Annotated in this window: 23 protein-coding genes; 4 read left to right on the forward strand and 19 right to left on the reverse strand. The window is 35.2% G+C overall.

The features are described from left to right. Positions 1 to 23: 23 nt before the first annotated feature. The 13 genes from EGX70_RS03395 to EGX70_RS03460 all read right to left on the reverse strand — a co-directional run bounded on the left by EGX70_RS03395 (position 24) and on the right by EGX70_RS03460 (position 13,159). A complete protein-coding gene (locus tag EGX70_RS03395; RefSeq protein ID WP_000245558.1) occupies positions 24 to 317 on the reverse strand; it encodes a hypothetical protein in 294 nt (97 codons plus the stop codon). 32 nt (positions 318 to 349) lie between these two features. Then, positions 350 to 538: a hypothetical protein gene (locus EGX70_RS03400; protein ID WP_000711348.1), complete on the reverse strand. Its 189-nt coding sequence runs from the start codon at positions 536 to 538 to the stop codon at positions 350 to 352. 200 nt (positions 539 to 738) lie between these two features. Continuing rightward, the gene (locus tag EGX70_RS03405; RefSeq protein ID WP_001050372.1) at positions 739 to 1,557 is read right to left on the reverse strand and encodes a glycosyltransferase family 8 protein; all 819 of its coding nucleotides are present in this window, start codon (positions 1,555 to 1,557) and stop codon (positions 739 to 741) included. 87 nt (positions 1,558 to 1,644) lie between these two features. Then, positions 1,645 to 2,361, reverse strand: coding sequence for a DUF554 domain-containing protein (locus EGX70_RS03410; RefSeq protein ID WP_000232924.1), 717 nt, complete (start codon positions 2,359 to 2,361; stop codon positions 1,645 to 1,647). Between the two features lie 81 nt (positions 2,362 to 2,442). After that, positions 2,443 to 5,061, reverse strand: a complete 2,619-nt coding sequence (alaS, locus tag EGX70_RS03415; RefSeq protein WP_000661557.1) for an alanine--tRNA ligase — start codon at positions 5,059 to 5,061, stop codon at positions 2,443 to 2,445. Between the two features lie 15 nt (positions 5,062 to 5,076). Beyond that, on the reverse strand, positions 5,077 to 5,562 hold the full coding sequence (locus tag EGX70_RS03420; RefSeq protein WP_000190196.1) for an LURP-one-related/scramblase family protein: 486 nt from the start codon (positions 5,560 to 5,562) through the stop codon (positions 5,077 to 5,079). A 241-nt stretch (positions 5,563 to 5,803) separates the two neighbouring features. Next, positions 5,804 to 6,733: a peptidylprolyl isomerase PrsA gene (gene prsA, locus EGX70_RS03425; RefSeq protein ID WP_000857822.1), complete on the reverse strand. Its 930-nt coding sequence runs from the start codon at positions 6,731 to 6,733 to the stop codon at positions 5,804 to 5,806. 60 nt (positions 6,734 to 6,793) lie between these two features. Continuing rightward, positions 6,794 to 7,501 (reverse strand): O-methyltransferase, encoded by a 708-nt coding sequence (locus EGX70_RS03430; protein WP_000250853.1) that lies wholly within the window; start codon positions 7,499 to 7,501, stop codon positions 6,794 to 6,796. A 73-nt stretch (positions 7,502 to 7,574) separates the two neighbouring features. Continuing rightward, positions 7,575 to 8,201, reverse strand: a complete 627-nt coding sequence (locus EGX70_RS03435) for an HAD hydrolase-like protein (RefSeq protein WP_000736935.1) — start codon at positions 8,199 to 8,201, stop codon at positions 7,575 to 7,577. A gap of 194 nt (positions 8,202 to 8,395) precedes the next feature. Further along, complete coding sequence (gene pepF, locus EGX70_RS03440) at positions 8,396 to 10,201, reverse strand: oligoendopeptidase F (protein WP_001282902.1); 1,806 nt, start codon at positions 10,199 to 10,201, stop codon at positions 8,396 to 8,398. 15 nt (positions 10,202 to 10,216) lie between these two features. Further along, entirely contained in the window at positions 10,217 to 11,164 is a 948-nt protein-coding gene (locus EGX70_RS03445; RefSeq protein ID WP_000903642.1) for a competence protein CoiA, read from the reverse strand. Positions 11,165 to 11,215: 51 nt separating this feature from the next. After that, positions 11,216 to 12,367, reverse strand: a complete 1,152-nt coding sequence (locus EGX70_RS03450; RefSeq protein ID WP_123947919.1) for an MFS transporter — start codon at positions 12,365 to 12,367, stop codon at positions 11,216 to 11,218. Between the two features lie 72 nt (positions 12,368 to 12,439). Next, on the reverse strand, positions 12,440 to 13,159 hold the full coding sequence (locus EGX70_RS03460; protein WP_001234956.1) for a 16S rRNA pseudouridine(516) synthase: 720 nt from the start codon (positions 13,157 to 13,159) through the stop codon (positions 12,440 to 12,442). A gap of 95 nt (positions 13,160 to 13,254) precedes the next feature. On the opposite strand from EGX70_RS03460, the gene EGX70_RS03465 reads away from it, so the two are divergent. Continuing rightward, the gene (locus EGX70_RS03465; RefSeq protein WP_000523788.1) at positions 13,255 to 14,211 is read left to right on the forward strand and encodes a glutathione S-transferase family protein; all 957 of its coding nucleotides are present in this window, start codon (positions 13,255 to 13,257) and stop codon (positions 14,209 to 14,211) included. Positions 14,212 to 14,282: 71 nt separating this feature from the next. On the opposite strand, the gene EGX70_RS03470 is transcribed toward EGX70_RS03465, so the two are convergent. Beyond that, the gene (locus EGX70_RS03470; protein ID WP_001263956.1) at positions 14,283 to 14,984 is read right to left on the reverse strand and encodes a glucosamine-6-phosphate deaminase; all 702 of its coding nucleotides are present in this window, start codon (positions 14,982 to 14,984) and stop codon (positions 14,283 to 14,285) included. A 150-nt stretch (positions 14,985 to 15,134) separates the two neighbouring features. Further along, positions 15,135 to 15,815 (reverse strand): VIT family protein, encoded by a 681-nt coding sequence (locus tag EGX70_RS03475; protein ID WP_000656582.1) that lies wholly within the window; start codon positions 15,813 to 15,815, stop codon positions 15,135 to 15,137. Positions 15,816 to 15,967: 152 nt separating this feature from the next. Between EGX70_RS03475 and queA the strand changes: the two genes are divergently transcribed. Beyond that, the gene (gene queA / locus EGX70_RS03480) at positions 15,968 to 16,996 is read left to right on the forward strand and encodes a tRNA preQ1(34) S-adenosylmethionine ribosyltransferase-isomerase QueA (protein ID WP_001095273.1); all 1,029 of its coding nucleotides are present in this window, start codon (positions 15,968 to 15,970) and stop codon (positions 16,994 to 16,996) included. A 245-nt stretch (positions 16,997 to 17,241) separates the two neighbouring features. Then, entirely contained in the window at positions 17,242 to 17,520 is a 279-nt protein-coding gene (locus tag EGX70_RS03485) for a MarR family transcriptional regulator (RefSeq protein ID WP_000661575.1), read from the forward strand. A gap of 54 nt (positions 17,521 to 17,574) precedes the next feature. Here EGX70_RS03485 and EGX70_RS03490 read toward each other — a convergent pair whose 3' ends face one another. From EGX70_RS03490 to EGX70_RS03500, 3 genes are all read right to left on the reverse strand, one after another. Further along, complete coding sequence (locus tag EGX70_RS03490) at positions 17,575 to 18,639, reverse strand: serine hydrolase (RefSeq protein WP_000814864.1); 1,065 nt, start codon at positions 18,637 to 18,639, stop codon at positions 17,575 to 17,577. A gap of 100 nt (positions 18,640 to 18,739) precedes the next feature. Beyond that, a complete protein-coding gene (locus tag EGX70_RS03495) occupies positions 18,740 to 19,996 on the reverse strand; it encodes a GntP family permease (protein ID WP_000388411.1) in 1,257 nt (418 codons plus the stop codon). A gap of 24 nt (positions 19,997 to 20,020) precedes the next feature. After that, entirely contained in the window at positions 20,021 to 21,163 is a 1,143-nt protein-coding gene (locus tag EGX70_RS03500) for a glycerate kinase (protein ID WP_000869908.1), read from the reverse strand. A 166-nt stretch (positions 21,164 to 21,329) separates the two neighbouring features. Between EGX70_RS03500 and EGX70_RS03505 the strand changes: the two genes are divergently transcribed. Next, positions 21,330 to 22,424 carry a sugar diacid recognition domain-containing protein gene (locus EGX70_RS03505; protein ID WP_000776696.1) on the forward strand — a complete coding sequence of 365 codons (1,095 nt, stop codon included), beginning with the start codon at positions 21,330 to 21,332 and terminating at the stop codon, positions 22,422 to 22,424. Positions 22,425 to 22,492: 68 nt separating this feature from the next. On the opposite strand, the gene EGX70_RS03510 is transcribed toward EGX70_RS03505, so the two are convergent. Further along, positions 22,493 to 23,920: a glycoside hydrolase family 1 protein gene (locus tag EGX70_RS03510; RefSeq protein ID WP_000215675.1), complete on the reverse strand. Its 1,428-nt coding sequence runs from the start codon at positions 23,918 to 23,920 to the stop codon at positions 22,493 to 22,495. Between the last annotated feature and the right edge of the window lie 12 nt (positions 23,921 to 23,932).

Raw genomic sequence — 23,932 nt, forward strand, 5'->3', positions numbered from 1 at the left:
GATATATAGATTTATTCCTCGCTCTATTTATTGACTGGACGCAATTCCTTGATATCATGAATACGGACAATACGCACCTCCTCTTTACTTCGTTTCAAGTTGCGACGAATCTGTACCCAATCCTCATCTACCTTTAAAATCTCATAAGGATGAGTTTGAGAACCATCCTCTAAATAAATCATACATGTGCTTCCTACTAAATCTTGAATCATTTGTGACATAAGTGTTTTTCCTCCCTGATTTATTTTTTCTAATTGTTTACCCCTACGACTGAGTGCCTTTTGCTCTTTAGGTACACCAATATACGTCATGACCATAAAAAGCCATTAAGCCAAACAATTCCATCTATCTACTCCCTTTCTTTTTGCAAACAAAACTCAAGCCCTGCAATTGATGCTACCAACACACAAAATACAATTTCATTTATTTCTATTATATCAAGCATATCAAGAACAAGATTACTTACCATACATAAGCAAACTAGGGTTTCCATAACTCTTGCAACCATCCGACCTGTAATAATAAATTCCTTTTTCATTTGAGTAACTCCTAAAACCATTATGCTTTTGAAACAATGATTAATTTGATTGTTCAATGATTAAGTGATTTTAACACGCTCCTCCTTTGATATTATTTTTCCTTTTTATAAATAATTATTAGCAAAGATTATTGATATCATTAAAATATCACCCCAAAAAAAGTTACTAAATAGAAATAATTTAGTAACCTTTTAAATCTTCAATTTTTAGTTAAAGCCTCTTTAGCCATAAACTTATAAAGGCCCGAGTAACGTCCTCTATAATCTTTTTTCCATGGTTTATCTCGTCCTGCAAAATGTAAAAAAACAGTATGGTTAATAACCCACTCTAAATCCCATTCATTGCGACTTTTTAATTGATAAATAAGACTATACCTAGCATCATAATTATAAATTTCATCAGGTATTGATTTAACCAAATTAGCGTATAAGCCATTTAAGATATCCTGATCTGGTAAGATTAGACGACCACGGTTTTGCATTATGTAATCTAAGATAGTTTGTTGATGAACAACTTTTCGTATAGCAGGCAAGTTCATCAAGAGTACCCCTGTATTGAAATAAGAGGATTCTAGCTCTACATTTTTTAACCGTAATTTATTGACATAATCTAGAAACTTACCATCAGTATTATGACTTGCCGCTGCATATAGTTGATCACCTAACTCCATATCATATAAACTTGAGAAATCATTTAAGCAAAGCATATCTGCATCTAAATAAAGTATCCTATCTAAGGTCTCAGGTAAAAATTTATGAGCCAAAAGTCGATAATATATTGTATCTGGATAGCGATCAGTTGTAGGTGCCTGAGCAAATACTTCGGTACCTACAATTATTGGATGATAGCCAACTTCTAAATTTTGAGTATATTGAATAAGTTCTGTATGACGTTTGAGTAATGTTTTTTGTAAGACATATATCTCTAACTTACGATTCTTGGTTTGTCGGACAAGCGAATAAAGCATCACTTTAAAATGATCTACGTACATATCATCAATAGAAAATAATAGATTCATGAGTTGGATCCTCTCCGTAGTATATCTTCTTTCATCCTAACATATGTCTAAAGAAAAACCAAGTTTGAGTTAAAACTTGGTTATCTTTTATATAAAACTTCCCCATAATATAGCTAAAATAATTGCTGGCAACATATTGATAACTTTAATATTTAGGTTAAAGAGTAAATTAACACCGACACAGAATATAAGCATATTTCCTACTAAGTTAAGGTAATCTAAAGATGATGGATTAAGTAGACTCCCCATGAAAAAAGCAACAATCGTAAGGCTACCTTGTAGTAAAGCGACAGGAAGTGCAGAAAATAGAGCTCCTTTCCCTAAAGACACTGTCATAATTGCAATAATAATCATGTCTAACATTCCCTTAGCAAATAAAATCGAATGATCTGCTGCTATACCATCTTGAATGCTACCAACAACGGCCATTGCTCCAATACAAACGGTACAAGTTGAGGTGACGAATGCCTCCACAAATTTAATATCGTTACCACTTCCTGTTTTTTGCTTAAGATAGTTCCCAAATTTATCAATATACGAATCTAGTGATAGCAACTCTCCAAGTACCGTACCTAGAGCAAGAGTAATAATCATCATATTTGTATGATTAGAGATGAGATGTGACTTTTCGACTAACATCATTTTCTCCAAAACACCTGATATCGAAATAAATAAAACTGCAACTCCCATGGCTTGCATAAGGCTCTTTTGAAGTGATTCTTTCAAAAAATTTTTCAAAAATAAACCTACAAAGCCTCCAACTATAATAAGAATAACATTGATAACTGTTCCTAAACCAACCATATTTCTCCTATATACACAAAGGAACAGAACGATGTTCTGCCCTTTGTCTGTTTTATTTACTAACTAAATGAGAGGTGTTTCTTATAAATTTTCTGCAACTGCTGCTAGCAACTCTGCAATTTTACTTGCATCGCTACCACCTGCCATAGCCATGTCTGGTTTACCACCACCACGACCTGCTACAATTGGTGCCAATCCTTTGATCATGTTACCAGCGTGGACATCTTTAGTTTTGCTTGCAACAAGGACATTAACCTTCTCACCAATAGCTGCTACGAGAACAAGCACATCAGAGTAGTCTTTTTGTTTCCAGTTATCAGCAAATGTACGAAGTGCACCTGCGTCTGCAACATCAACTTGACTAGCAATGAAGCGCACGCCCTTAGCTTCTTGAATATCTTTAAAGACATCACCAGCTGCTGCAGCTGCTGCTTTTTCTTTAAGCTCTACATTTTCTTTTTGAAGATCACGAAGTGAGTCGCTAAGAGCTTGTACTTTAGCTGCTGCATCTTTCAATTGCGGAGCTTTTACAGTAGCAGCGATCTCTTTTAGTGCATCCTCTTGGTTACGATAAGCTTCAAAAGCTTGTCTACCAGTAACTGCAATAATACGACGAGTACCTGAACCAATACCTTCTTCTTTGACAATCTTGAAGAGACCGATTTCTGAAGAATTATTTAAGTGAGTTCCACCGCAAAGTTCAACAGAATAATTACCAATTTGAACCACACGAACCACTTTACCATATTTCTCACCAAAAAGTGCCATTGCTCCCATCTCTTTTGCGGTTTCAACGTCAGTTTCAGTCGTTGTGATCGTAAGATCGTTCCAAATTTGCTCATTAACTTCTTGTTCAATGTGACGAAGTTCCTCATTGCTTACTGCTTCAAAGTGAGTAAAATCAAAGCGCAAGAATTCTTCTTCGTTCAATGAACCAGCCTGAGTTGCGTGTTCACCGATAACATTGTGAAGAGCTGCATGGAGCAAGTGAGTTGCTGTGTGGTTTTTCTCAACAGCCAAACGACGCTCTTTGTTGATTTCAAGTGTGTAGTTTGTTCCAACTGAAAGTGATGCCAAAACGTTTACAGTGTGTAGAGGTTGACCATTTGGTGCTTTTTGAACATCAACAACCTCAGCAACTGTGTCACCCTTATCATTTTTGATGACACCGTGGTCAGCAACCTGTCCACCCATTTCAGCATAGAATGGTGTTTGAGCAAAGACAAGAAGAGCTTGACCTTCTGAAACTGCTTCAGTACGTTCATTGTCAGCGATGATGACTGAAAGATTTGATTCAAGGCTGTCAGCTCCGTAGTCGAAGCGTGATTCTTCAACAATACCAGCTAGGGTTTCATTTTGCATACCCATTGAACCCCCCTTAACAACAGCTGCACGCGCACGGTCTTGTTGTTCTTTCATGGCTGCTTTGAATCCTTCGTGGTCAATCTTGTAGCCTGCATCTTCTGCCAATTCCTCTGTCAATTCAACCGGGAATCCATAAGTATCATAAAGTTTGAAGATATCTTTACCTTCAAGTGTATCTTTACCTTCAGCTTTAAGCTGCGTAAGCAATGAATCCAAGTGACCGCTACCTGCATCGATAGTACGAGCAAATGTTTCTTCCTCACGTTTAACGATTTTCTCGATAAAATCACGTTTTTCAAGCACTTCTGGGTAGTAGCTTTCCATGATTTGTCCAACAGTCGGAACCAATTTGTAAAGGAAAGTTTCGTTGATGCCAAGACGGCGACCGTGCATAACCGCACGACGAAGAAGACGACGAAGAACGTAACCACGACCTTCATTTCCAGGAAGCGCACCATCACCGATAGCAAATGAAAGCGCACGGATGTGGTCAGCGATAACCTTGAAACTCATGTTGTCGCCATCTGGATCGTAAGTTTTACCTGACAATTTTTCTACTTCACGGATGATAGGCATGAAAAGGTCAGTTTCAAAGTTTGTTTTTGCCCCTTGCATAACAGCTGCAAGACGTTCAAGACCAGCACCCGTATCAATGTTTTTGTTTGGCAATTCTTTGTATTCTGAACGTGGCACAGCAGGATCAGCATTGAATTGTGAGAGAACGATGTTCCAGATTTCGATGTAACGATCGTTTTCGATATCTTCAGCCAAAAGGCGAAGTCCGATATTTTCTGGATCAAAATCTTCACCACGGTCGAAGAAAATCTCAGTATCTGGACCTGAAGGACCAGCACCGATTTCCCAGAAGTTATCCTCGATTGGCACCAAGTGACTTGGTTCAACGCCACAAGCAATCCAACGGTTATATGAATCCTTGTCATCTGGGTAATAAGTCATGTAGAGCTTGTCTTTAGGGAAGTCAAACCATTCAGGACTTGTCAAGAGTTCAAATCCCCACTCAATAGCTTCATCACGGAAATAGTCTCCAATTGAGAAGTTACCAAGCATTTCAAACATAGTATGGTGACGTGCTGTTTTACCAACATTTTCAATATCATTAGTACGAATTGATTTTTGTGCATTGGTAATACGTGGATTTTCTGGAATCACTGAACCATCAAAATATTTTTTCAAGGTTGCAACACCTGAGTTGATCCAAAGAAGCGTTGGGTCGTTCACAGGAACCAAGTTAGCTGAAGGCTCAACGGAATGTCCTTTGGATTTCCAGAAATCCAACCACATTTGGCGGATTTGTGCAGACGATAATTCTTTCATTATTCTCTCCTAAAATTAGTTTGATGCATTTTTTTCTAACTCTTTGACATAGTCGATCGCTATGACAAGCGAAATTGTCAAATCGTTGTAAGTTTCATTGTAAACTTCTACCTGATAAGTTGAAGTCATACGAAACCACTGTTGAGATATGTTTGCTATAACTTGATTGTCTTTTAAGAGTTGGAAATCCATATCCCAAAAATTTCCCTTAACTTCCATATCAAGGTCTTCAATGGTGTAGTGAGGTTTCAAAAATGAGAAATCTTTCTTAATCGTGAAATGATTCCCATTGGCTAATGTCACATTAAACTTTGGTAAAAAACTTAAAACCTTCTTCTCAATCTGACTAATGAGATGCCCCTCTTCGTCAAAGACTTTAAAAGTCTTAGGTAGAGGGAACAAACTTCCTTCAACGTGATAACAGGGAAGCCCAGTCTGGTCTGTAATAGTAAATTTACCGCCTAGAGAAAACATTTTTTCTTTAATTTGAAAAGTAGCCATATCTCTTCCTCCTCGAAAGTTGACAAATAGCAAAAGACAAGTCCATTACGAAGGGCGAAAACCGCGGTACCACCTTCATTCAATGAACTTGTCATTCTCATTTATTTTTAGTTTTACCCCATTGAGTAGCATCTTTTTCTGATTATCCGTGACTCGCAGCAACCGTCACTTTTCTGTATCTAATCGTTGAAATTTCATTCTCAATAGTATTAATTATACAGTCTTTTTAAGACTTGGTCAACTATTTTTTAAGTGATGATGAACCACTTGTTGTAGCATATTGTGATAAGATGCCCGCAAATGCTTTATCTTTAATCTTAACATTAGCTTTTTCTAAGGCTTTTGAAATCACTTTATTTTGGAAGGCTCTATCGCTTGTTTTATCCTTAAGAATAACTTCTTTTAAGCGATTTTTGTAAGATTTCCAATCAGATTTTTTCTCTGTCTTATCAGTTACTTTAATGATGTAGTAACTTGTTTTATAAGTTGTTGAATCAACCGTTGAAACCACATCTGAAACACCATTTTTATCTAGCTTAAAGGCTGCTGACATAACTTCTTTAGGGAGGGTTGTCCCTGCAGAATCAAATTTATACTCAACTTTCTTATCAGTAGCTGTTGTTTTTTCTTTTGCAATCTTTGCAAAATCAGCTCCATCAGCCTTTACATCTTTAAGGACAGATTTAGCTTTATCTTCTGCATCCAATTTGATTACTTGTACAGAAGTTTCAGGAGTATAGTTTTTATATGCTTCTTTATAGTTTGCTTCTGTTAATTCTTTCTTAGCTGCTTCTTTTACAGCATATTCCACAAGCATAGTTGTGCGAATTTGTTGTTTGTAACCTTCCGGAGTCAAACCTGCTTGTGAAAGTGCGCTTGAAAATGAATTACCATAGCCTTTAGCTGTCTTATTATAAGCTTCTGATACTTTTTTATCTGAAACTTTATCACCATACTGTGTATCAAAAACACGTGAGAGGATCAATGTAAGCATTGATTGTTGTGCAGCTTTTGATGTTTTTACTTGATCATAAAAATCAGAGACTGTAATAGTGTCGCCCTTCATTGTAACAACATTTGTTCCATTTGATGTTTTACCTGAGCAGGCAGCTAATGTGGCAACTGACATAAGTGTCAAAAAGCCTGCTGCAAGTTTTGATCTTGTTTTCATGATTTATAACTCCTTTTTGTCATTAACTCCATTATTATATCATAATTTCTTAAAAATGCCTTAATCTTCTAGTACAATATGATCTGCATTTTTACGAATCATCAATAAACCATCTCCCAAAGGTACCAAAGTAGCAGTTAAATCAGGATGTTGCAAAGTCGAGTCAAATAAACGTTGCAGACCTCGGTAGATAGTTCGCTGACCTCTTCTCACTTCATCGATAGGTTTTGCAATATCTCCACCTTGGAAAATATCATCTAAAACAACTACTCCTCCAACATCTAAATGTTTTAATACTTGAGGTAAAAAAACGATATATTTAGACTTAGCAGAATCCATGAATACAAAATCGTAAGATTTATCCAATGTTTGTAACACATCCACAGCATCGCCTTCCAAAAGGGTTATCTGATTGTGATTATCATATTTTGCAAAGTTTTCCTTAGCCAAGGCAATCATCTCTTCATTACGATCGATCGTTGTTATCTTTGCTTCAGGAGCGTTTTCTGCCATCAAAAGGGCCGAAAAACCAATAGCTGTTCCAATTTCTAAAATGTGCTTAGGTTGTAATGTTTGCATCAAAAAACGAAAATAAGTCGCTGTTTCATGAGGTATAATAGGGATATTTTCCTGTTTAGCAAATGCTTCTAACTCTGCTAAACAGCCATTATTTTGTTTTTGGTGCTGACGCATATATTGAACAATTTCTTCTTTAACTACTGGACGACGCATATTATGATTAGCATTTTTACTGTAAGATTGAACCACTTTTGGCTCCTCTTTTCTATTTTAAATAATAACTTTTTTATTATAGCAAAAAATGTCTAACTCTGAGAATGATTTAATCCAAACGAGTGAAATCAAGTGATATTATATCTTTGAGACTTGAAATATTATAGTTTTCTTTGGAATTCTCTAACCTTAAGTTTATGGATTTTATACCAGCATTTTGAGCAACCTCCAAATCTAGTGGACGATCTCCTATGTAATAAGTCATTGATTTATCTAAAGAATATCGTTTAACTAAATAATTAATCCCTTGTGGATGTGGTTTTCGCTCGAATCCCGAAACACCAGTTAAAATTTCATCAAAATAATGAGAGATCTGCAAGGTTTCCAACACTGAATGCGTACTTGCTCCTTTATGTGTATACATAAAATTGGGGATATCTTGTTCTTTGGTCCATTCTAAAATCTCTTTTGCATATGGCATTAAATGTATTTTAGAATCTCGACTTTCTTGTTCTTTTGTAAAATATGCTTTCAGTTTTTCATGAGGTATTTGCTCTTCCTCTGAAAGGTTTACCAATAATTTCCCCACTGATTCCTGTAAAATATATTCATGGATTAATTCTTTATCAAATATTAAACCAAAATGACGATAGGTTTCTTCAAGAGCTTCCATAATTGGTACATACGAATCTATTAATGTCCCATCTAAATCCCAAATAAAAGTAAGCTTCTTCATCCTATTTCCCTTCTTTTTTGACAATAGCAGTTTTGGTCTCATAAAAATCATAACTTGGGTAGGTATTTCCACCTATTGAGTTTTCCACTAACTAACTTTACCAAAACCACTCTCAAAACAAACTATAAAATAACTGATCACTATCAAAAACCAGTCTAGTTGACTGGTTTTACTTCAATAGCTATATTTTCAACTTAATCATTATGGACGCCTTTTGCTACAAGATTTTCCAGTTCCACTAAACGCTCTTCAAATACTCTAAAAGCTGCATCCAGATAGTCTGCACTAGTCATATCAACACCAGCTTTAGCAATGACGTTTAGAGGGTAATCTGAATTCCCAGCTTTAAGGTAATTTAGGTAGGCCTCTTTATCCTCCGGATTACCGTTTACAATACGCTCTGCTAAATAATTTGCTGCTGCGAAGCCGGTTGCATATTGGAAAACATAATAATTGTAGTAAAAGTGTGGAATTCTTGCCCATTCATATTGAATAAAATGATTATCTTCTTTAGTCAAACCATAATATTTTTCATTAAGCTCAGCGTAAAGATTGTTTAAGTATTCGCTAGTTAGTACTTGCCCCTCCTGATCAGCTACATGAATGGCATGTTCGAATTCAGCGAACTGTGTTTGCCTAAAAATTGTTCCTTTGAAACCGTCCAAATAATGATTGAGAATTGCAAAGCGATTTTTATCATCTTTAACTTCTTTCAAAAGGGTTTCTGTTAATATATTTTCATTTGTTGTTGATGCAATTTCAGCTAGGAAAATAGAATAATCACCATAAACATAGGGTTGATTTTCACGAGTAAACGTCGAGTGTAGACTATGTCCAGTTTCATGCACCAGCGTATAAAGATTATCTAAAGTATCTTGCCAGTTAAGAAGCATGAAAGCATTAGTGTCATAAGATCCACCTGAATAAGCGCCTGACCTCTTTCCTTTGTTAACATGGACATCAATCCAACGTTCAGTAAAAGCACGATGAACACGTTCAGAATATGCTTCGCCAAAAATAGCTAGAACCTCCTCTGATTTTTTTAGAGCTTCATCATAAGTAAAACTCATATCCATTTGAGAAAGGGGTGTATATACGTCATACATCTTCAAATCATCTAGCCCAAGAACTTTTTGACGCAACTTCATATAACGATGTAAGAGCGGTAAATGATGATTAACTGTCTTAATTAGAGTTTCGTAGACCTCTTCTGGAATAAAATTGGCAGATAGAGCTGATTGGCGTGCTGATTGATAATGATGCACACGAGCCTTAAAATTTTGAGATTTCACATTTGTTTGTAATGTTTTAGCGTAAGTATGCTGGAATTGTTCATATGTGCTATACATAGCTTGATATGCTTCTTTTCGAACCGTCCTATCGCTAGATTCCATAAGGGAAATGAAATTACCATGTGTAAGCTCAACTTCCTCACCTTTTGCATTTTTTACAACTGGGAAGACCATATCTGCATTATCAAGGATTTCAAATGTCTCACCAGCTGCTCCAAAAATCTCACTAGCACCAGCTAACAATTCTTCTTCGTTTTGAGATAAGACATGAGGTTTATTTGCAAATATTTTCTCAAAGAAATGATCATATTTTTGCAAGTCAGGCATTTCTAAAAGGAATGACTGGTAATCAGACTCTGAAAGTTGCAATAGTTCTGGCTCGTAAAACGAAAATGTTTCACTAAATTTTGCATAGAGCGCTGTCGCTTTCGCTTGAAATTCTTGATATTTCGCAACAGTGGTGTCTTGGTCATTTTTCATTGAAGCATAGACATAAACTTTTTCTAAACGGCGAGATAAATCTAATTCAACCTCCGTGATCTCCAATAAAGATTGGCTTGAGTCCAACAGATGACCTGAAAAACCCTTTGCATTATCGATGGCTTGAGTAAGCTCTACCACTTCAGTTTCCCATAACTCATCAGTCGCAAAGACAGTAGTTAAATCCCATTGGTATTTTTCTTCAATATGTGAGCGATTGTCTGACATTTTGTATCCTCCAGTTTAATTCTTAGTGACTATTTTATCATAAAATACAGGGGGATAAAGTGTTTGGTCTAAGTTATTCTTATTTTTTTGATAATAATTTGTAAAATTCTGATAAAACGATGTTAGAGAATTTGTTATTTGACAAAAATCAGTATCTACACGTGGTGGCTGTATTTGAGGAAAAAACATCATTAGCTCTTGGGTCAATAGATTCTGACCAGAAAGGTAGGCCTTTTCTTGTTTTCGTAACCAAAATTGATTGCCATAGCGTAACTGCTGACGCACATAATCTCTGATATTTCTGTCTTGTTTAACCTTATAAAAATTTAGATTTTTTGATTGGTATGGCCACTTCAAAAATGCTAGAACGTCTCCACTAAGAGGGCAAGTTTTACTTAAGTAATAGACATGTCCGCGTAAATCTTCGTAAATCAAATATTTTAGTCTCAGTACTTCTAACCTCAAATCTAACTCCCAAATATGAAATCCGATACTTTGAGAAAATTGTAAAAATTGTTTATGTAGATTTGTTAAACGATGCTTTAACCAGAGTTTTTCCCCTAGTAACCATCTCACTTGAAAGTCTGCCTGTAGATATGCTTTTGTTCGCTCCCTGAGTCGCTGCTCTGATAGTCGGCTACACTGAACTTCTAAAGCCAATGTCTCATTCACAAATAAATCTGCAATCTGATTAATTTCTGGCAAATGATGCTCGAGCATAGTTTCATTCTCTCTACTTAAACTCATATATAACTTTGCTTTTAATTGCAAGTGCTCATTAGACTCATTTTCATGATAAAACTGACAATTTTTTAGACTAATATGTGCAAAGTGTCTTCTCATGATTCGACCTGCCTTTAACCTTACAGCTGAACAACAAGTTGGACAAAAATACTGTCCCTTTCCCGGATGAGACTCGAGTAGATTAATTAAATTTCCTTGTTTGTCTTTAGCAATTAACATTTTTTCTCCTACTTTTACTATTCGAAAAAAGTTATCCTTTCGGATAACTTTTTATTTATTTTTTGACATTAAAACTAGGTAAACAAAGACATTAATCACCATCAGCCCACTTGTTATTAAAAATGGTGTCATAAAAGGTTCCAGATGTAGCTGGCTTGGAAGTTTCGTTAAAATAAGCGGTGTCAAAATAACTCCTATATTACCAGCTGTTAAGGCAAGGCTTGTGATAAAGTTATTATGTTCTTTTGCATAGTTTTTTGAAATATAAAAGAATACAGAAGACATGGTGCCAACAAAACTAGCTCCTATTAAAATACTAGCTACGATAAAAATGATCTGATTATTAGCTAAAGCAAATAGCACATTACCTATTCCCATAGCTAGAATCATGATTAATAGCGTCTTCTCTTGGAATACTTTAACTAATTTTCCAAATACAGATCCAACTAAAATACCACTAAAAGCAAGGAGAGTTAACATATTACTAGAGAAGCTCGTCGCGTAGTGATATTTTGTCACTAGTAAGGTTGGAATTTTGACAGTTGCTCCTATATAAGCAATACCTACTAAGAACGTGATGAGCATCAACAAAGCCGCTTTAGTATCAAATGTTGTACTAGCTTTAAGGGTATGTGTTTGATTTTCAACCTCTGGAACATTTTTCCAAAAGGAAAAGAAAACAGGAATAACCAGAAGGTAAACCAAATAAATATAATTCACACCAATAGCTAAAACCAATCCAACAATAAATGTAGTTAAGGCTTTACCGATATTGAGTGATGCTGTTCTAAGACCAATCATACTGGCTCTCTCATCAGCCTCATATAAATCCGTTATGATACTAATTGATAGCGAATTATAGAGACCAATACCAATACCCAAAAGTAGTCGACTAGCCATCGCAAGTGAAAAATTACTTGTAAAAAATGAGATAAACCCAGACATTAAGATTAAACATAAACCAAGTAAGACCGTGTTTTTTTTGCCAAGTTTTGTGACTACAAAATTACTCAAAATAACAAAAATAGTAATCATCATAGCTGGAATAGTAACTAAACTCTCTACTGAAGCTAGTCCAATATGAGGGTTTTGAGTATGGTAAAAGGCATACAATTTAGGAATTGCAGGAGCAATTGCTAAATGAGACATCAAAAAGATAGAAATCGATAAAATAGTCAATTTCAATGAAAGTTTTGAATTCAATGGTTTTCTCCTTTAAAATAATCACTTATAAGTATATGAAGAATACTAAGCAAGGTCAAGTGAGTCGTTTCACTAATCTAAATACCTTTTTAAGATAGCTGCCTCTGAATCTCTCAATCTACGATACTGACCTGGTTTCAAATTCATATCAAGCCTCAAGTCACCAAAAGAAATACGCCTCAAGTATATAACTTTAACGCCATATGCAAGAAACATCTTTTTTACTTGGTGAAATTTCCCTTCTGTGATAGTTATTCTTGCGGTACTTTTGTCATTATTAGCCGTATCAATCGTTAATTCAGCTGGTTTACACTTTGTTCCATCGTCAAATACAACTCCTTCTTCAAAAAAGGTAATAGCATCTCTTTCCAAGAAACCATTTACTTCAACATAATATGTTTTTGCAACGTGGTGTTTTGGATGTAACATTCGGTAACCCAGTGGACCATTATTCGTGATTATTAAAAGCCCTTCCGTATCACGATCTAGACGACCAATCGGATACAATCCCTCCACCTTATCTTTTTCGCTAATTAAGTCTATGACTGTTTTATGTTCTGAATCTCTAACTGCTGAAACAACTCCTGATGGCTTATAAAGAAGGTAATAAGAACTTTCTTTTAGGCAGACCCTCTCTTTTCCTACAAAAATCGATTGTAGACCACTATCTACAATAACATTATCCTTTGTAACAATTTGACCATCTACAGAAACTTGCCTAGAACAAATTAATTTCTTAACCTGATTTCTAGACCCAAATCCTGCCTGACCTAATAATTTATCTAAACGCATACCCTTAGTTTACCATACTGTAAGTTAAACATTTGCTAATTCTTTTTAAAATCTTTATACTACTAATTAGTAATAGAAAAACAAAGGAGATTATCATGGGACTTTTAGTAGATGGCAAATGGGTTGATCAATGGTATGATACTGCATCAACTGGTGGTAAATTCGTCCGAACCGTTACACAATTCCGTCATTGGGTTACTAAAGATGGTTCAGCAGGGCCTAGTGGGGATGCAGGTTTTAAAGCAGAATCTGGACGATATCATCTCTACGTTTCACTAGCTTGCCCTTGGGCATCACGTGTATTAATCATGAGAAAGCTTAAAAATCTAGAATCTCATATCTCTATCTCCATTGTTAACCCTTTAATGTTGGAGAATGGTTGGACTTTTCAAGAATATAAAGGCGTTATTCCTGATATGATTAACCAAAGCCAATACCTTTACCAAATCTATCAAGCAAGTCAAAGTGATTATACAGGACGCGTGACAGTCCCTGTTCTTTGGGATAAAAAATTCCATACAATCGTTAACAATGAATCATCTGAAATTATGCGTATGTTAAATACTGCATTTAATCATATTACTGGAAATACTGACGATTACTATCCCGATTCCTTACAAGGACAAATTGACGAAATGAATAATTTTATTTATCCAAAAATAAATAATGGTGTCTATAAAGCTGGTTTTGCCACTTCTCAGAACGTTTATCAAAAGGAAGTTGAAACCTTATTCACAGCTTTAGATCAGTTAGAAAAACACTTATCTGATAACCATTATCTTGTTGGAGAACAATTTACCGAAGCTGATATTCGCCTTTTCACAACTTTAGTTCGCTTTGACACCGTTTATTATGGTCATTTTAAATGTAATTTAAAAGCGCTACATGATTACCCACATTTATGGCATTATACAAAACGTATTTACAACCTACCTGGAATTGCTGAGACAGTTAATTTTGATCATATCAAAAAACACTATTACGGTAGCCATAAAACCATTAACCCTACTGGTATTATTCCAGCTGGACCTAACTTAGACTGGACAATTTAATAAAGCATAATAAAAAAGTAAGAATGAATTTTTTCTCATTGAGATTCATCCTTACTTTTTTATTATTTACTTTACAACTTTGATGCCGCTGCTTCATCCACAATAATCACAACATCATCATGTTTTTGGAGGATACTTGCTGGCATATCTTCTGTGATAGGTCCTTTAATCATACTTGCAATCGCTTCTGCTTTTTCAATACCATACGCCACTAATACGATTGTTTTTGATTTCATAATAGAGCCTATACCCATTGATAAGGCTTGCTTTGGTACATCATCAATACTATTAAAGAAACGACTATTAGCTTCAATTGTACTTGGAGCTAAATCAACCACATGTGTTGTAATATCAAAAGGTGTACCTGGTTCATTAAAACCAATATGACCGTTACGACCAATTCCAAGGATTTGAAAATCAATTGGATTAGCATTTATGACAGCATCGTATCGTTTTATTTCTTCTTTCAAATCTTTAGCCAAGCCGTTTGGAAGGTTATTTTCCTTGAAAGGTTTAGCATCAAAAAGATGTTTATGCATAAAATAAGAGTAACTTTGATCATTACTTGCGGCAATTCCAACATATTCATCAAGGTTAATAGAAACCATATTTGAAAAATCAAGATTACTTTTTACAATCTCTTCGTAAAAGGTGATTGGGCTACTTCCTGTTGCCAATCCTAAAGTTTGAGCACCAGCTTTCATTTTCTCTTCTAAAAGAGTAAATGCAATTTTTCCCCCCTCAATGTCGTTCTTAACTGTAATAACTCTCATGTTTACTCTCCTTTTATTTGGTATAGACCTTTATGATTATATTATATGGTATATACCAATTTTTGTCAATAAAAACTTCTTAATTTCGTTATAAAACTAAAAAGAATTACTGTCCATTCTAGTTTAGACAATAACTCCACGATTAATATTTTATATTGAAAATAATTGTCCAATGACGTAGGTTGCCAACATTGTCAAACAACCAATCATCACATTTCGACGCATGGCAGGTACTGTAGGAGCTTGACCTAACTTAGCACTTACATAACCAGTTGATAATAGTGAAACAATAACAATTATTACCGTTCCTACAATTCGTACCGAAAATGGCAATAACAGAATAGTTATAGTTGGAAAAATTGATCCGATGGCAAAAGCTATAAAACTAGATATAGCAGCATGCCAGGGGCTTGTATATTCACCGAACTCAATACCATATTTTTCTTCAACTAAATGCTCAATAGCATTCTTTGAAAAAGCCTTGTCAACTAGCCATTGAGCATGTTCGTGACTTTCTCCTTTTGCTAAGTAGATATCAACTAAGGATTTTTTGGCAAGTTCTGGATTATTTTCTAGTAGTTTCTCTTCACGCGCAACTGCTGCTTGTTCAGTATCTTTTTGAGTAGAAACACTAACATACTCCCCGCCAGCCATAGAAAATGCACCAGCTAAAATCGCGGAAGCTGCTGATAAAAAAATAATCCAAAGGTTATGAGTTGCACTCGCAACACCAATAACAACACCAGCTACAGAGATGATACCATCATTAGCACCAAGAACACCAGCTCTTAAAATATTCAATTGTTGGGAAAAATTTTTTGCTTCTTTCATCTTCTCTACTTCTCACTTTCTGACAATTATTATATCACTTATTTAGAATGATTACAATTATTTTTTATAATCATTCTAAATAAAAAGATTAGTTGGGTCATTTTTACTGAACGTGATATAATAGAAAAGCTTACTTATAGATAGGAGAAATCATGAATACAAACGATTTTGATTTTTATTTACCAGAAGAACTCATTGCCCAAACACCACTTGAAAAAAGAGACGCTTCTAAATTATTAGTCATTGATCATAAGAATAAGACGATGACAGATAGCCATTTCGATCATATCTTAGATGAACTCAAGCCTGGTGATGCTTTAGTAATGAATAACACACGTGTTCTGCCCGCTCGCCTTTATGGTGAAAAGCAAGATACACACGGCCATGTAGAGTTATTACTTCTCAAAAATACAGAAGGCGATCAATGGGAAGTGCTTGCTAAACCCGCTAAACGCTTACGAGTAGGGACCAAAGTTTCATTTGGTGATGGTCGGTTAATAGCAACAGTCACAAAGGAATTAGAACATGGTGGGCGTATTGTAGAATTCTCATATGATGGTATTTTTCTAGAAGTCCTTGAAAGTTTGGGCGAAATGCCACTTCCGCCATATATTCATGAAAAACTAGAAGATCGTGACCGCTATCAGACTGTGTATGCAAAAGAAAATGGTTCTGCTGCTGCACCAACAGCCGGTCTCCATTTTACAAAAGAACTATTGGAAAAAATTGAAACAAAAGGTGTGAAGCTTGTCTATTTGACGCTTCACGTTGGACTTGGAACTTTCCGTCCTGTTTCAGTTGATAATCTTGATGAACACGAAATGCATTCTGAGTTTTACCAATTATCTAAAGAAGCTGCTGATACTCTCAATGCAGTTAAAGAATCTGGTGGACGTATTGTAGCTGTTGGTACAACTTCTATTCGCACATTAGAGACAATCGGTTCTAAATTCAATGGTGAATTAAAAGCCGACTCAGGGTGGACAAATATTTTTATCAAGCCTGGTTATCAGTTCAAGGTTGTAGACGCTTTTTCAACCAACTTTCACTTACCAAAGTCTACTCTTGTCATGTTAGTATCAGCATTTGCTGGACGTGATTTTGTACTAGAAGCTTACAACCATGCAGTTGAAGAACGATATCGTTTCTTCAGCTTTGGTGATGCTATGTTTGTTAAGTAAGAATAGGCTTTCAATTAGGAAAAAGTTTTATCATTTTTTAACACGATTGACATACTATAACGCCTCCAAAATGCTACAATATGATAATGAGTAATCGAAGTATTTTAGACGAGCGATTATGTTTTACGGTTAGTGAAACACATCGACTTTTCAATAAATTTTACCAAAAAGCTTTGGATGAATTTCAATTGACTTATCTCCAATACGTTATCTTGTTAGTCCTTTGGGAAGAGGATCATCGGCATATGAAGGAACTTAGTTATGCACTATCTCTTAATTCGAATACCCTAACTCCAGTTTTAAAGCGTATGGAAAATCGTGGGTGGATTGTACGAGAAAAACCAAGAGATGATAAAAGGCAACTCATTATTCATCTAAGTAACAAAGGTATTGAGTCACAAGATGCCGTTGTCAATGCGGTGCAATCGTGCGGGTATTTTTTCTCAGAAATTAGTCCTGAATCTTATCAAAAAACTGTTTCTGCCCTTTCTTCACTTAACCAAGTTATAAAATCACATTTATAAAAACCTCTTAGATAGTTAATCTAAGAGGTTTTTATTATTTTGATAGATTTATTTCTAATTCATATTAACACGATGCCATTGATTAATAACAAAACATAATTGTTCTAGCTGATATAGTCCCACTCCATTAATTTCTGAATCTTCCTGAGTAGAGCCACCTAAACCTGCAGTATAAATAGCAACAATATAAGGCACTTCTTCTTTGACAATTGCTCCAACATTCAACGCCTCACGGACATACCCTGGCTTTTGAGCAACAACAACATCAGATGGTATCAAAGCACGATAATAATCTGTTGGAAAAGCTTCTTCTAAATAAGTAATTAAACTATCATACTTTTTACGATGTTTCCAGAGATAGTCTAGCACTTGAATATAGTAATCTGTTGTCACTTTATTACCGTTTTTTTGTATATTTTTGATGTCTCCTTTAGATTGGCCATAACGACCAAACTTTGAATAAGCACTATCCATGCCACCAATACGCTCAGCTAAAGCATAGGCGGGTGTATTTTCTGAATAAACTAAAGAGTATTTTTGCATATCATCAATAGACATTGCCCCCGAGAAAGCAGCAACATAATTATTATGTTCACCAATATATTCATAGTCAGTCTCGGTAATATCAAAGCGTTCTTCCATGGACAACTTGCCCTTGACCACTGCATCTACTACCAACATGTTAAGAGGTAACTTATAGGTGCTCCCTGCTGTCATAGCCTGAGTATCATTCATAGCGTCCCTTTGTCCTGTTTTTAAATTTTTATAAGAAAAAGCAACACTATTTTTTTCAATGCCATATTCAGACATATAGGCCAGAACAACCTCTTTCAAGGACAAATGGGCATAATCATAATAGAGCCTATAGGCATTCATCAATTCCATATCTTGTTCCATGACCATTTTCTTTTTTTCAAGAGACTTTTCTACAATTTTTTGATCATGTGAGCTACTGGATGTCCTTGTGGTTGAAGTAGATGATATTCTTCTATCTTTTGTCTGCTTCAACTTAGAGTTACTGGACTTATTAAACATTACTAAAAAAATCAGCATGATTAATAAAGTAAGGGTAATAATAATGGTTAATCCTAAAATAAATTCTTTCTTTGTTTGTTTCACAACACCTCTCCTACTAATTTATTATAGTAAGAAAATTAGAAAAAATCAATGAGAATTCTATTCAAACAGTGATAATAAACATCACGTATTCATCCAAATTTTACCCAAAGAAACAATAGTAAACGACAGCAACTATTGTGCTAGTTAATCCAATCAAAGCTTCATAGCTAATTAGTTTCATACGATCTTTTATAGCCATATTGACAGCTCCGCCTGTCGCATGGAAGAAGGATCCATGAGGTAGCGAATCCAAAACAGTCGCACCTGCGTGAATCATAGCTGCACCCGAAACCGCCGGTACCCCTGATTTAATCAAGGTTTCAGCAAACGTTTGTGAAGCAATAGTTGTTCCAGAAGTCGTTGATGCTGTTGCTGCTCCCATAAAAATACCTGAGAGTGGGGCAAGGATAAAGGTCGGCATATTTAAAAATTCAAGGAGATGAATCATATCAAATTGTAGATTAGATGCTTTAATAATACCTGAGAGCGTACCTGTTCCAATCAAAAGAATTGAAACGCCAACAACTTTTGATAAACCGTATTCAACAAACGGTACCGTTTCTTTTAGGTAACCTGTTGCTAAAATACTAATTAGACCACCCAACGGCAGTGCAATCAAGGGATCAATAGTGATTCCAAATAAAGGACGAAGAGCTAATAAGCAGATAACCACAAGTGGACCAGAAATAGCCGGTAAGAATGCTGGCAGATCAGAGCCCACTTGCTCCTCACTATCATAAGAAATATCGTTATTTTTCTTGGAAACAATCTTTGCTAATATAATCGTAACTACTAAAGCTGCAATTGCAGGAATAATATTTTGTACCATTAAGCTTGTTAAATCAACCTTAAATGCTTCTGAAGCAGCAATTGTATTAGGATTGGGTGAGATAATATTCCCAGCCTTACCACCACCAATCATTGCTAACAGTATGCTAGATTTAGAAAGATTAGCTTTTTTACCTATTGCTAATGCAATCGGAGCAACTGTAATAACTGCAATATCAATAAAGACACCTACTGCACAAATAATCATTGTTGCGATGGCTAAAGCTGTGATGGCTCGCTGTTGTCCTAATTTTTTAATGATACTTTCTGCAATTTTTTCAGCTGATCCGGTTTTAATTAAAGCACCCGCTAAAATCCCTGATGTTAAAATGCGTAATATGGATGACATCATCCCTTGCGCACCTAATACCATTGTATTGACAATTGTAACTAAATCACCGCCACCAATCAAACCACCAACTAATGCTCCAAGAATGAGACTATAGGCAGGATGAACTTTTTTGATAATCAGTAAAATAGCAAGCGCTAATCCTATTAAAGCCCCTGTTGTTGTAAATGTAGCTTCCATAACTTATCAAAATTCCTTTCAATATTAATGATTATACAAATTGATTAATCTAAAGACTTGAGTAGCAGTTTCTTTCATATTTTTATAAGCTACCTCTTTAGACATAGCCTCATCTAAACTGATAAGGCGTCGTACGATTGGAAAAAAAGCATCAATACCATGTTGATTACAAAGTATAGCATCTTCGGTGACAGATCCAGAAAATGCCACTACTTTCTTACCATATTTTTTAGCTAATTTTGCTACGCCAATTGGAGCTTTTCCCATCACCGTTTGCCCATCCAAACGACCTTCACCAGTAACTACTAAATCAGCTTCAGAAATCGCTTTTTCTATATTAATTTCTGATAGAATAATATCAATACCAGGTTCTAAGGTAGCATTTGTAAAGGCTAAAAAGGCAAATCCAAGCCCACCCGCTGCACCTGTTCCTTCAATAGTTGCATCTGCTTTTTCACTAACTGAAGTAGCTAAGGTAGCATAATTACTTAACCAAGTATCCATTTTTGTAATCATATCTTCATCAGCACCTTTTTGCGGTCCAAAAATCGAACTACAACCTTGAGCACCACATAAAGGATTTGTTACATCACATGCAATTTTAAAATCACATTCTTTTAATTCCTCAATAACCTTATCAGTAGAGATAGATTTTAAATCTGCCAATCCTTGTGCTCCCAAACTGATTTCTTGATTATCTTTATCTAATAATGCATATCCCAAAGCTTGTAGCATACCTGCCCCACCATCATTAGTAGCACTACCTCCAATACCAATAATAAAGTGCCTACAGCCTTTACTTATAGCATCCTTTATCATTTCTCCAACTCCATAAGTGGTTGTGTGGAGAGGATTTCTCTCTTCAGTAGCAATTAGGGTAATACCAGCAGCTGCAGCCATTTCAATAATAGCTAACTGACGCTGTGGAATAATACCATAACTCGCATGTACTTTTTCTCCAAGAGGCCCCTTAACAGGGATTGTTTCGATCGTACCCCCCATACCTAGCGTCAAAGCTTCAACAGTTCCTTCTCCCCCGTCTGCTAATGGATGTACTTCCACATCCGCCCCTGAGATTACTTCATTAATTGACTCCTTTATAGCATTGCCAGCTTCTAAAGAAGAAAGACTCCCTTTCAAAGAATCAATAGCTACTACTACCTTCATTTGAAAACCTCCTTGAAAATATTTTGTGAATCTTTGTTATTTTTTTCACTATTTTATATCACTCAATTATAGTAACAAAATCAAATAACAAAAAATATAGACTACAGAACAAATGTTAGCGTTTTTATGATATGATATTTGTTATATATAACAAAAGGTAAGCTGAATGAAATTAAGAAAACAACTCGCACAACAAATCGTTACCTCTATCAAAGATGTTTGTCAACAAGATATTAATTTTATTAATACCAAAGGAATCATTTTCGCTAGTACCAATCCAAAACGTGTTGGAGAATTCCATGAAATTGGTTTAAAAGTAGCACAGACAGGACAAATGATTGAAGTAACAGATCAAGAATCTTATTTTGGGACACAAGCAGGGATCAATATTCCTTTCTATTATAATTGTGAATTATTAGCTACTATTGGGATTAGTGGAAACCCCAACCAAGTAGGAAAATATGCTTTACTTGCTCAAAAAATGACTCGACTCATCTTAAAAGAGCATGAATTAGATTATCTGGATTTCGGGCGAAAAAACGAAGCTTCTATTGTCTTACATCATCTTGTTGAAGGCAGAGAGTTAGACTACTATTACCTCAATCAATTTTTAAACCAATACCACCTATCAGAAAAAACTGACTATCGTCTACTCACTTTTGAAATCAATAGTCAAAAACAAAAATTACTCTTAAGTCAATCTGAAATGTCACTCTTGAACTTTTTTGATAAACTTGACACTGCTATTTATACCTTTAATTATCCCAATCAATACTGGCTTTTACTTTCTGACCAGATGTTTGACTATTATTATCCAAATATCCTATCAAAGTTTGAATGCGAAAAGGGCCTCTATAAAGTTGGTATCGGACAAAAATCATCTTTATCACTTTTAAAAAGATCATATGAAACGTCTATCTTAGCCCTGAAAGCTTTAAAAGGTCAACAAAAGGTCAACCTCGTCGACGACCTTGATCTTGAACTGTTATTAACAAGTATTGATTCTAATATTAAACAATATGTGCTAAATAAAGCGCTTGTAAACTTATCTGAAAATGATAAGATCTTGCTTAACTCATATTTTAAGCATAATCTATCATTAAAAGAATGTAGTCAGGAACTTTTTATCCATAAAAATACTGTTCAATATAGGTTAAATAAGATTTATGAATCAACGCAACTCAATCCAAGAAACTTTAAGGATGCAACTTTATTGTATCTAGCACTTAAATCAGAAGATATTAACCTTCATAAATTATAATAAAAAGGAGTAACCTATGGATACTCCTTTTTATATTAAATTGAAACAGAGACTAGTTGTTTAACATGTTATCTGTTATGATGTTCAAACAATGATTGGCCATTTGTCTTAATCACTTTTTGGTACCAACCAAATGACTTCTTCTTGTAACGTTGTAGACTCCCTGTTCCATCATCATTTCGATCAACATATATTAGACCATAACGTTTACTTAGTTGAGCTGTAGACATGGATACACAATCAATACACCCCCAAGATGTATATCCCATTATTTCAACACCATCTTCAATAGCTTTAGCAACTTGAACTAAATGTTGATTCATATAATCAATACGATAATCATCTTCGACAGTATAATCACCGTCTAGTGTTTCTATCAATTGATCTTTTGCTCCCAATCCATTTTCTACAATAAACAACGGAATCTGATAACGTTCATAATACTGATTTAAGACTAGGCGTAGCCCGATGGGATCGATTTGCCATCCCCATTCTGAAGTTGTTAAATGAGGATTAGTTAGGCCTCCAAGGATATTTCCCTGACCACTTTGATAATTTTCAAAGTCATAAGCTTGTGTCACGCTCATATAGTAACTAAACGATAGAAAATCTACTGTATTTTGTGCCAATACTTCCTCATCTCCTTCTTCAAATTTAATTTTAATACCATTATTTTTGAAATAGGACTGAATATAAGTGGGATATTTACCTCTGACATGTATATCTGAAAATAGCAGATTATGTTGTTCAAATTGTCTTGCAGCCAGGACATCTCTTGGATCAGATGTCATAGGATAAGCTGGCATAGCCAGAATCATACAGCCAATTTTAAAATTAGGATTGATAGAACGCCCTAATTTTGTCACTCTAGCCGATGCTACTAATTCATGATGAATAGCTTGATAAAGCTCCTGAGGACTTAGTTGTGATTTGTCGGTCATAATAGCACCACTGGTGAAAGGCATATGTAAAATAGAATTCACTTCATTAAAAGTCAACCAATATTTCACCTTATCTTTATAACGCTCCATGACTGTTTGAGCAAATTTCTCAAAAAATGCTATCAAACGTCTATCAGCCCAACCATTATAAGTTTTTGCAAGATGAAGCGGTGTTTCATAATGAGATAAGGTAACCAAGGGCTCGATATTATATTTAAGCAACTCATCAAATAAATTATCATAAAATTGTAAGCCAGCTTCGTTTGGAGCACTATCATCACCATTTGGAAAAATTCGAGACCAGGCAATAGAGGTTCTAAAAACTTTAAAGCCCATCTCTGCAAACAGTTTTATATCATTTTTATAGTTATGATAAAAATCAATTGCTTCTAGCTTCAAATTGTCTGGAGTAGGTTTGGCGGTGAAATCGCCTAAACCACCATTTGGAAGTACATCTTGTACAGATAAACCTTTGCCATCTGTTCTAAATGCACCCTCTACCTGATTGGCAGCAACTGCACCTCCCCATAGAAAATGTTTAGGAAAAACCGTCATATTATCATCCTT

The sequence above is a fragment of the Streptococcus sp. FDAARGOS_522 genome, assembly GCF_003812445.1.
Classification (GTDB): Bacteria; Bacillota; Bacilli; order Lactobacillales; family Streptococcaceae; genus Streptococcus; species Streptococcus agalactiae.

Bases quoted from the DNA above. Each gene is read 5' to 3' on its own strand.
- EGX70_RS03395 (WP_000245558.1), bottom strand. From the start codon at position 317: ATGGTCATGACGTATATTGGTGTACCTAAAGAGCAAAAGGCACTCAGT.
- EGX70_RS03400 (WP_000711348.1), bottom strand. From the start codon at position 538: ATGAAAAAGGAATTTATTATTACAGGTCGGATGGTTGCAAGAGTTATG.
- EGX70_RS03405 (WP_001050372.1), bottom strand. From the start codon at position 1,557: ATGAATCTATTATTTTCTATTGATGATATGTACGTAGATCATTTTAAA.
- EGX70_RS03410 (WP_000232924.1), bottom strand. From the start codon at position 2,361: ATGGTTGGTTTAGGAACAGTTATCAATGTTATTCTTATTATAGTTGGA.
- alaS (WP_000661557.1), bottom strand. From the start codon at position 5,061: ATGAAAGAATTATCGTCTGCACAAATCCGCCAAATGTGGTTGGATTTC.
- EGX70_RS03420 (WP_000190196.1), bottom strand. From the start codon at position 5,562: ATGGCTACTTTTCAAATTAAAGAAAAAATGTTTTCTCTAGGCGGTAAA.
- prsA (WP_000857822.1), bottom strand. From the start codon at position 6,733: ATGAAAACAAGATCAAAACTTGCAGCAGGCTTTTTGACACTTATGTCA.
- EGX70_RS03435 (WP_000736935.1), bottom strand. From the start codon at position 8,201: ATGAAGAAGCTTACTTTTATTTGGGATTTAGATGGGACATTAATAGAT.
- pepF (WP_001282902.1), bottom strand. From the start codon at position 10,201: ATGTCAGACAATCGCTCACATATTGAAGAAAAATACCAATGGGATTTA.
- EGX70_RS03445 (WP_000903642.1), bottom strand. From the start codon at position 11,164: ATGTTAATTGCTAAAGACAAACAAGGAAATTTAATTAATCTACTCGAG.
- EGX70_RS03460 (WP_001234956.1), bottom strand. From the start codon at position 13,159: ATGCGTTTAGATAAATTATTAGGTCAGGCAGGATTTGGGTCTAGAAAT.
- EGX70_RS03465 (WP_000523788.1), top strand. From the start codon at position 13,255: ATGGGACTTTTAGTAGATGGCAAATGGGTTGATCAATGGTATGATACT.
- EGX70_RS03470 (WP_001263956.1), bottom strand. From the start codon at position 14,984: ATGAGAGTTATTACAGTTAAGAACGACATTGAGGGGGGAAAAATTGCA.
- EGX70_RS03475 (WP_000656582.1), bottom strand. From the start codon at position 15,815: ATGAAAGAAGCAAAAAATTTTTCCCAACAATTGAATATTTTAAGAGCT.
- queA (WP_001095273.1), top strand. From the start codon at position 15,968: ATGAATACAAACGATTTTGATTTTTATTTACCAGAAGAACTCATTGCC.
- EGX70_RS03485 (WP_000661575.1), top strand. From the start codon at position 17,242: ATGAAGGAACTTAGTTATGCACTATCTCTTAATTCGAATACCCTAACT.
- EGX70_RS03495 (WP_000388411.1), bottom strand. From the start codon at position 19,996: ATGGAAGCTACATTTACAACAACAGGGGCTTTAATAGGATTAGCGCTT.
- EGX70_RS03500 (WP_000869908.1), bottom strand. From the start codon at position 21,163: ATGAAGGTAGTAGTAGCTATTGATTCTTTGAAAGGGAGTCTTTCTTCT.
- EGX70_RS03505 (WP_000776696.1), top strand. From the start codon at position 21,330: ATGAAATTAAGAAAACAACTCGCACAACAAATCGTTACCTCTATCAAA.
- EGX70_RS03510 (WP_000215675.1), bottom strand. From the start codon at position 23,920: ATGACGGTTTTTCCTAAACATTTTCTATGGGGAGGTGCAGTTGCTGCC.